The sequence below is a fragment of the Bacillus sp. 2175 genome, from assembly GCF_057812155.1.
Window position 1 is genome coordinate 1 of sequence record NZ_JBSZSU010000003.1, and the last position, 8,513, is coordinate 8,513.

The window sequence follows — 8,513 nt, forward strand, 5'->3', positions numbered from 1 at the left end:
ATGGCAAAGAAAAATCAAGATGAAATCACTGGTAAATTACAACCTAAAAAGAAACAGAATATCAAGATTTACGAATTTATAAAGAAGAAAATGAGTGAGAGCGGGAAAGAATTGTTTAAATCGTGCAGTATCTTTAATGAATTTTTGGCTACAAAGGATAAAAAGAAGAAGAAACGAGTAAAGGGGAATGATTGTAAAAATCGATTTTGTCCGATTTGTGCTTGGAGGAAAGCAGGGAAGGACGCGGTGAAAATCGCAACGATGATGGAAGCAATTAAGATTGAGGAAAAGAAAGAGTTTCTTTTTTTAACGTTGACGACTCCAAATATTAAAGCTGATATGGTGAAAAGTGAGATTGATAGATTTAATAAAGCTTTTAAAAAGTTATTTGATAGACGTAATATTCAACGTTCTATTAAGGGTTATATTAGAAAGCTAGAAATGACGTATGATAAAGAACGATTCATCACTGAAGAAATGTATAACAACAAAAAGAGAAAAGCATATTATGATTCTCGTGGATTGAAAGTAGACGATCATAACCCGAATTATGATACATATAATCCTCATTTTCATGTATTGCTTTGTGTTGATAAAAATTATTTTAAACGTAAAGAGCTTTATATTAAGCAAGAAGAATGGTTAGAAATGTGGCGAGAAGTAACAGATATGCCAGAGATTACGCAAGTACATATTCAAAAAGTAGAGTTAATACGAGAAGGAAATGCAGTTGCGGAGGTTGCGAAGTATTCAGCGAAAGACTATGAAATGTCGGTTAGTCAAGAAGTGTTTGACGTGTTCTATTTAGCATTAAAAGGTCGTCAATTAATTGTTTACGGTGGATTATTAAAAGATTATGCGAAAAAATATGAAGATGGCGAATTGGACAAGTATAAGAGTACAGACAAGAATGAATATTATTATAGATTAATCGCAATGTGGAATAAGGATTTAATGAAATTTGAACAAGAGTATCAAGAGTTATCTGAGAGTGAGAAGCAAGAGTATAACGGTCATTTAATTAATGAAGTAGATGTGGAGGCGTAGTGTATGAAAGTAGCGGGAGATTTATATTATTATTGTCTTGGTTGTAAAAAGTTTCATGAATATGAAAAAATTGATCATAAAGGTGTAAATAGAAAATTATGTTTTTATTGTTTCAAGATTCAATCTAAAAAAACGAAAATTATTGGTGATGCTGAAGGTAGAATGCAAATTTGTGAGACTTGTCATAAAGAATTGTTTTAGTTGGTTGATTTGTGAAAAAAGCAAAGTCAAATGTTAGAAATTTTTAATAAGGGAACTGACTGTTATATCAAGTCAGTTCCCTTATTTTATTGAGTCTATTTTTGAGTGCAGCAAGTAGCATTCAAAAGTTTTTTTATGATTTAACAAAAAGGAGTTTTTCTTAAATTTAAATTTCGTGAATTTGTAAATTTATTTTTAAAGTTTATTTCGAGATATATTTTGTTCTACTAATTTTGTTTTACTAACGTACGAGGTGAAAACTTAAAGTGTGCGCATGAATTTTTTTAGTAATATATATTACGATAAAATACCGCACGTTTTTTGATGATTTTTTTGAAAATATAGTTTTGAGAAATTCTAAATTTTCGGGGCTGATTTTGGATTTTTTATGTGGGATTTGATTTTGGAATTTGTTAAATTGGAAATCTCGATTTTTCGATTTTCGGAATTTTTGTTTTCTCTTTTCTTTGTTATTCTGTATTTCGAAATTAAGGAGTTTATATAATACCTTCATGACGAACTGAAAACGAAAAAACTTTGCTCGCATATTTAATTCATAGATATTTCATATCGTTAAAAAGTTGCACCGTTTCAAACGAGTTGTGTGATAAAAAGATGTTTAGATTATGTTTGAAATTGTTGTTTCTGTGAATTTTTTATTTCGCGATTTCTGTATATTTTTAATCCTTTTTACTCTTAAAATCTTTTTGCTTTTGTGCGCAAATGAAAAAATCAAAAAGTCACGCGTAACTTTTATTAAATATATAAATATATTATTAAAATACCTAACCCTTTTATGATGAAAAAATATAAATAGTTAAAGAAAAAAGACTGATAAAAAATATCAGTCTTTTTTCTTTAGTTTTATTTATAAAGAGTATCTCTTTATGGTGTTTTCTACTTTTTCTCTCCAGTTCTCTATATCGTTAATTGATATTCCGATCTTTATTAATTCGTTTGGAATGAAACTGTTATCTAAAATCCATAAAGTGAGCCTTTCTAATGTGATTCTTTCGTTTCCAATTGAATAAATACGTTCACTTTGTTTGCAAGTATATGGTTTTTTACCAACATATTTTTCTACATAAAAGTATCTTTTTCCGTTTGCTTTGTAATTTGTTAGGAATGCCAAAATGATAATCTCCTCTTAGTTTTTTTAGAGTTAAAAATACATTTTAAAAGATTAAATTTTAAGTTATATATTTAATTTTAACTCTAAGGGGTTAAAATTTCAATTAAAACAAATAAAATTAAATAATAAAACAATATATTTTATTTTTAAGGTTAATATTAAATGTGAATATATAAAAAATAACCTTAATATTATTTAATTTATGTTTTATTTGTATAAAAGTATCCTTGTAAGTAAAATGGTATGTACATTGAATGAAAAGGAGTATGAAAAATGAAGGTAGTAAGTAATATTCGTATGATTATGGCGAAAAAGAATATAGATAATATTTCGGATTTGGTGAGAATAACGGGAGTAAGTCGTAATTCTATTAATAAGTTGTGGCACAATGAGAATGTGTCTTCTTTAAAATTAGATACATTGATAACGATCTGTGAGAAGTTGGATGTTGAGTTATTGGATTTAATTGAATATATTCGAGATGATAGTGAGACAAAATAATTTAGGGGCTATTTTAGCTTTAGATAGCTTGTGTATGATGAAAGCATATTTTTGCTAATCGACAATGAGTTATATTCACATATGTTTTTTTTGTAGGGCTATATGTGTATTTAAAGTTTTGATTTCTATTTGTTATTGTATGAATATGGTTTGAATGTGGTAAATGAAATTATAGTCTTGCTAGGTGCGTCAACACCTTGGAAGATGAGCGGTACTGGCATACTTCGTGATTTCATTGATAGTAGTGCAGTAAAGTGATGGAATTGATGAGTATTGAAAAAGAGTTCCTGTTTGGGGGCTCTTTTTTTATTTGTTACTAAGTATTTTTAAATAGTGAAGGTGCTACACTATTTAAAAATACAGAATATTAAAAACTTTATATATCAACTGTTGAAAAGTTAGTCTTATACAATAGCATGATAACATGATAGAAAATAAAATATAGATAATTTTGGAAAAGGAGAAGATTCTATGAATGTTCAACTAGGAAACGAACAAATTACAAAATTATTAAATGATTGGTATCAAGAAATTCGAGCGCAACACATTATTAAAGCAAAACAATTAAAACAAAAGATTGAAAAAGAAATTAACAACATAGAAGAAGACCAAAATTTACTTTTATATTATTCACTTATTGATTTGAGATACAAGATTCTTACAAACGACTATGCAGATAGAGAACAATCTTTAGAAAAAATCGAACAATTAAAAGAACACACAAATAATTTTTTAGATTACTATTATCATTTCTTTAAAGGCATGCATGCAATGAAAACAGGAAATTATAGTGAAACTCAAAAATATTATGATATAGCAGAAAAATTACTAGAAGAAATTCCTGATGAAGTAGAAAAAGCTGAATTTAATTATGCTGTTGCAACTTTCTATTATCATACTCATCAAGCCTTATTAGCAACTCAATATGCTAACAAAGCCAAAAGTTTTTTTAGTGGGAAACTAGGATACGAGATTAAAACCGGAGCATGTGAAAACACACTTGGTATGGCTTGTATTACATTAAGGGAATTTTCTGTTGCAGAAGAATACTTGCTTTCCGCAATTAATAAATTTGAAAAACACAGTGAAAACAAATTAGCTTTAATCGTACGTTATAACTTAGGTCTTTTATATGCAGATCAAAATCTTTCTGAACTTGCAATCCGTTATCTTCTTGAATCCTTTGAAAATCAAGAAGACGATTACAAAACAATGTTTTTATTAGCACAAGAATATTACAAGTTAAAACAAACAAATACAGTAAACACATATATTGAAAAAGGGCTAAATGTTTGTAACCAAGAATATAAAATTCATTTCTTATTTTTACAAGCATTAAACAATAAATTATCTACTGAACAATTAGAAAAAGTCATGTTAGACGCGATTCCATATTTTGAAAAACAAAATCTATGGAAATACATACAAGATTATACTGAAGAATTGGCTATAAGATTTTATGAAGAAAAGAATAAGGATAAATCTAATGAATATTTTTATAAAAGTTACAAAGCTAAAAGAAACTTATTAGAAAGGGAGTCATTGAAATGATGAAAAAATTTAGTCTGATACTAATAGGGGTAGCATGTACAACAGGTATTTTCTTTTCCCAATTCAATAATTCCATTCAAACACATGATGCTAAAGAAAAAAATGATATTATTCAACAATATGCACATGGAAAAGATATTTAAAAGCAAATTCCAACAATTAGCAATCGACCTAAATATTAGGATTATTAACAAAATATTGAATTATATGTAAATTAAGTTTATTATCTATTTTGAATAATAAACTTAAGGGGATGAAATTTATGAAAAAAATTAGTATTGAGAGAAGTAATTGGAGAAAAACATATAAAAAAATGATTCCAGTATTGTTAGTCGGAGGAATATTGGCAGGAAATGTAGCATTTGTGACAAATAATGTTTTTGCGGCAACTACAAATAACAACAATATAATACAAACGAAACAGTCTCTCGTTTCTGGTCAAGATGAAAAGAGCATTAATGAATTAGCAGAAGCGTTTCAATTTATGCATGAAGAAGCCGCTATATATAATAATCAAGGTGAAATTGTTGATTTTGATTTTAATAAAATAGAAGCGAAATATGGGAATGATGTTGGTTTAGATGCACTTAAACAACAAATTAAAAAAGATAAAAGTGATATTGCTGGTTTATCTTTTACAAGTTGCATGAAAGATGCTTTATATGACTTTTTTGGAGTAAATGCTGTACAAGCCGCATTTAATGGTGGATTGGCATATTATCTTGAGAAAAAATTATGGAAAGAAGCGGCTAAAATAGGCGTTAAATTCTTTATAGGAAGTAGCGTAGCAGGTTTAGCGGCTACTTTAGCTTATTATGGAGGTAAGTGTGCAATTTATGGATAAAAGTTCAATTTTAAAACAAATGTATTTTATTTTATTTCCGGTAACACTTTTTCTATCTCTAAATATTTATCAATGGATTGTTAAAAGTGATTACTCATTTACAGGATATATAATCCAAAATTTAATTATTGTAGCATTAGCGTTAGTAGCAGCTATCATAGCTTATTTAATTACTAAAAAAAATATTTAACACATAATGTTAGTCTAAATAACAGAAAATTCTAACCCTTATTCTTATTTTGTATTATACTGGTTATGTACAGGTAAAATGGTTTACAAGTTAATTTTTCCTCGTTTCAAAAAAAGTCCATTCTTTTCAAAAGAATGGACTTTTTTCTTGTTATATTTGCTGTAACTATTAAAAGGGCATCAAAACGATCTACAAAAGCCTCAAGACGACCCACAAACCATCTTTAAACGGTCTCAAAACGAACTACAACCCGAAAAAACGCATCCCAGTTTTTTTAGGTTTAATTTTAAGCGCATACCAAGCGCATATAGGCGCATACGGGACACATACAAAGTGCCGAAAAACGCATATAGGTCGCATACAAACGGTAGAAATACATCCCTAAAAATAGAGTGATAGAAACCCAATAGGCACAGCCTATTTCACCACTTTTTTTGCAAAGTGGGATTCGGTTTCCTTATGCTCTTTTTTTATTTTTGCTTTTTAAGGGTCTTATAATCGTTTTTAAGTATTTTAGGATGTTGGGTTTCTTAAGGGAACTAGAAGTTCCTAGAATGGATTCTGAGCGTTCTGAGGTGTATTTTTCTATGGATTCGATATTGGAATTGCTCTAGGAATAGTTGTCGTTTTATTCTGTGGCTGTTCCGACAGTGGTTCTCATAAAGAATATGATTGTATCAATAGATTTGATGATGTTTGAAAAATAGAGAATAGTTGAAGCTCTTCCTGTAAAACAAAAAAAATTATGTTTGTAGAGGAAGTAGTCATTTCACTACAAGAAAATTCCCATAGATCGGTGGCGAGTTGAAAAATGTTGAAGGTTGGCGAGGACATTTTACGAGGACGCGGGAATGGCTTTGTCATTGTTGGGGTTAATAGTTTTTAAGAAAAGTTGGTTAGTAGCTGAAAAAAATAGGGAAGATTGGCGAGGATGTATTGCATGGCAGCGGGACATGTTATGTAGTCGTGGTGAATATAAAAAGAGACTTTTTAATACATGGATGTCAACTGTAAAAAGTTAGAGGTAGTTGTATGATGTTTGTCCAACGGTAAGCGGAACGAAGTGAGCATTAAGGAGTGGACGAACCCACTGTGCCCAGAACCCTCTTGGAACTCCAAAACGTTAGCCGTTTTGGGGATGCCAACCGGCGAGGGAGTCCCTCAAGGATTGAGGGGTTGGGGAGTTCGATTGAAAGGGGTCAAGGGGAAGAGTTTCCCTTGTGGGTTTGGGCAAAGCCCATGATTTTTTTTGCCATGCTTGTTATGGCTCGGCGGTAGCCGAAATGTCCCGAAGGGCACACGTGTTTACGCAGTAAACTGTAGTGTGCTACTGTTTACATGGAACTACCCCCGAAAAAAAGGAGCGAGGCCCATGTCGAAGTTCGTGATTTGCCATATGCAAAAATTTAAGATGAGAGATGTGAAAGGATTACAAATACATAATCAACGTGAAAAAGAAAGTCATTCCAATTCAGATATTATTCAAGCACGAACGGAACAGAATTATGATCTGATTCATGACAAAGAAAAAGTGGATTATAAGAAATTAATTCAAAATCGAATTGATAATGGTGTTGTATCTAATCGTGCAATTCGGAAAGACGCTGTTGTTTGTTGTTCGTTCATGATTTCGGCTAGTCCGGATTATATGAATTCTTTATCTCAAGTGGAACAGAGACGATTCTTTGAAGAGTCTCTTCGTTTTTTGAAGGGGAGATATGGAGAAGAGAACTTTGTGTATGCTTCCGTACATGTTGATGAAAAAACACCTCATATGCATGTGGGTATGGTTCCAGTTAATGAAAAACAAAAACTATCAGCGTATTCATTTTTTAAAAACAAATCAGAGTTTCATGATTTACAAGATAAAATCTATGAACATGTGAAAGAAAAGGGATTTGATATAGAGCGTGGTGTTTCTAGTGATAGAAAACATTTATCGACGCAGCGGTTTAAAGCGGTGACTTTACAACAAGAAATAGAAGAACTAGAGCAAGAAAAGAAGGGAATAGATAGTCGTCTTCATGATTTAAAAATGTCTTTAGATCAAGCAAAAAGTGTGGATGAGATCCCAGTTAAAGAAAAAGGTGGGTTTATACGCTCTAAAACGGTCGAGATTACCTCGGAAGACTTCGAAAGTATAAAAGTATTAGCTAGGTCGTCGGAAGCCCTTAGAGAAGATGTTAGACGCCTTAAAAACGAATCAGGTGTAATTACACGTGAAAAAGATGGGCTGTATAGAGAGAAATGTATTTTAGAGGGGCAAATAACAGAATTGAAAAGAGAGAATCGAGGATTGAAGGAAGAGAATGATTTCTTTAAGAAAACGTTGGAACGAGTGAAAGAGTTGTATAAAGAAAAGCTTCCTGAATTGGCTGGGGTGATTGGTTACGTTAAGGGGAGTATATTGGACAGGATGAATTGCAAATTTTTAAAACGATATTTTACTAGTGATGATGAAGTGAGAGGCGCTCAAAAGTTTTTGAATCATAAACAAGAGCATGAAGAACAACAAAAGAGATTAAAACAAGTGCGAAGTAGCCAACAGAAAAATCGGGACCAGGGATTGGAGAGATAGTGTGGTTCTGTTTGAGTTTTTTGTTTTTTAGATTTATAGCGTTAGCGGAATTTGTTTTTTATAACTTGCTTAAGATGAGTATGTTTCTCAGATGTTTTATCCGTTAAAAAAAATGGTTTTGAACGAAAAAAAATGCCCCTGTCCACGGAGTGGATTTAGGGGCATTTTTTTATGATTTTTCGTGTTCGAAAAATCGAGTTTTTTCTTTCTTTAATACATAGGTAACTATTTCGGCAACGAAATTGATGCCTATGTATTCTTTTAGCCCTTATGTATCAAGGGTTTGTAAAAAAAAAGACTTGCTTTTTCAGGCGGATAGATTTATCATTTTTAGTGTCGAATTAAAAATCATAAATACCACGAGAGGAGCAAGTCCAAAAAAAGGATTCGTACACCCTTTTTTATATCGAATATGAAATTCAGAAATTAGAAATTCTGATGTTTTTCAGATAGGACTAATATATCAAAT

At 30.8% G+C, this 8,513-nt stretch carries 9 protein-coding genes; 8 read left to right on the forward strand and 1 reads right to left on the reverse strand.

The annotated features are described in order from the left end of the window. Both ACXKY9_RS27605 and ACXKY9_RS27610 read left to right on the forward strand, forming a co-directional pair. Window positions 1-1,047, forward strand: coding sequence for a protein rep (locus ACXKY9_RS27605; protein ID WP_001085408.1), 1,047 nt, complete (start codon window positions 1-3; stop codon window positions 1,045-1,047). A gap of 3 nt (window positions 1,048-1,050) precedes the next feature. Continuing rightward, window positions 1,051-1,248 (forward strand): hypothetical protein, encoded by a 198-nt coding sequence (locus ACXKY9_RS27610; RefSeq protein WP_000861196.1) that lies wholly within the window; start codon window positions 1,051-1,053, stop codon window positions 1,246-1,248. Between the two features lie 868 nt (window positions 1,249-2,116). Here the strand turns inward: ACXKY9_RS27610 and ACXKY9_RS27615 are convergent. Further along, window positions 2,117-2,380, reverse strand: coding sequence for a hypothetical protein (locus tag ACXKY9_RS27615; protein ID WP_000874967.1), 264 nt, complete (start codon window positions 2,378-2,380; stop codon window positions 2,117-2,119). A gap of 273 nt (window positions 2,381-2,653) precedes the next feature. Here ACXKY9_RS27615 and ACXKY9_RS27620 point away from each other — a divergent pair, with 273 nt between their 5' ends. From ACXKY9_RS27620 to mobV, 6 genes are all read left to right on the forward strand, one after another. Beyond that, complete coding sequence (locus ACXKY9_RS27620; RefSeq protein ID WP_000869869.1) at window positions 2,654-2,881, forward strand: helix-turn-helix domain-containing protein; 228 nt, start codon at window positions 2,654-2,656, stop codon at window positions 2,879-2,881. A gap of 471 nt (window positions 2,882-3,352) precedes the next feature. Then, complete coding sequence (locus ACXKY9_RS27625; protein ID WP_001102658.1) at window positions 3,353-4,432, forward strand: response regulator aspartate phosphatase; 1,080 nt, start codon at window positions 3,353-3,355, stop codon at window positions 4,430-4,432. Beyond that, on the forward strand, window positions 4,429-4,575 hold the full coding sequence (locus ACXKY9_RS27630) for a hypothetical protein (RefSeq protein ID WP_000976019.1): 147 nt from the start codon (window positions 4,429-4,431) through the stop codon (window positions 4,573-4,575). The genes ACXKY9_RS27625 and ACXKY9_RS27630 overlap by 4 nt, the downstream gene beginning before the upstream one ends. 119 nt (window positions 4,576-4,694) lie before the next feature. Then, on the forward strand, window positions 4,695-5,276 hold the full coding sequence (locus ACXKY9_RS27635) for a hypothetical protein (RefSeq protein WP_000723966.1): 582 nt from the start codon (window positions 4,695-4,697) through the stop codon (window positions 5,274-5,276). Next, on the forward strand, window positions 5,269-5,466 hold the full coding sequence (locus ACXKY9_RS27640; RefSeq protein ID WP_000361625.1) for a hypothetical protein: 198 nt from the start codon (window positions 5,269-5,271) through the stop codon (window positions 5,464-5,466). The genes ACXKY9_RS27635 and ACXKY9_RS27640 overlap by 8 nt, the downstream gene beginning before the upstream one ends. Before the next feature lie 1,372 nt (window positions 5,467-6,838). Next, on the forward strand, window positions 6,839-8,044 hold the full coding sequence (mobV, locus tag ACXKY9_RS27645; protein WP_000033305.1) for a MobV family relaxase: 1,206 nt from the start codon (window positions 6,839-6,841) through the stop codon (window positions 8,042-8,044). The last annotated feature ends 469 nt before the right edge of the window (window positions 8,045-8,513 follow it).

Coding starts and splice junctions, on each gene's coding strand:
- ACXKY9_RS27605 (WP_001085408.1), top strand. CDS start 1: ATGGCAAAGAAAAATCAAGATGAAATCACTGGTAAATTACAACCTAAA.
- ACXKY9_RS27610 (WP_000861196.1), top strand. CDS start 1,051: ATGAAAGTAGCGGGAGATTTATATTATTATTGTCTTGGTTGTAAAAAG.
- ACXKY9_RS27620 (WP_000869869.1), top strand. CDS start 2,654: ATGAAGGTAGTAAGTAATATTCGTATGATTATGGCGAAAAAGAATATA.
- ACXKY9_RS27625 (WP_001102658.1), top strand. CDS start 3,353: ATGAATGTTCAACTAGGAAACGAACAAATTACAAAATTATTAAATGAT.
- ACXKY9_RS27630 (WP_000976019.1), top strand. CDS start 4,429: ATGATGAAAAAATTTAGTCTGATACTAATAGGGGTAGCATGTACAACA.
- ACXKY9_RS27635 (WP_000723966.1), top strand. CDS start 4,695: ATGAAAAAAATTAGTATTGAGAGAAGTAATTGGAGAAAAACATATAAA.
- ACXKY9_RS27640 (WP_000361625.1), top strand. CDS start 5,269: ATGGATAAAAGTTCAATTTTAAAACAAATGTATTTTATTTTATTTCCG.
- mobV (WP_000033305.1), top strand. CDS start 6,839: ATGTCGAAGTTCGTGATTTGCCATATGCAAAAATTTAAGATGAGAGAT.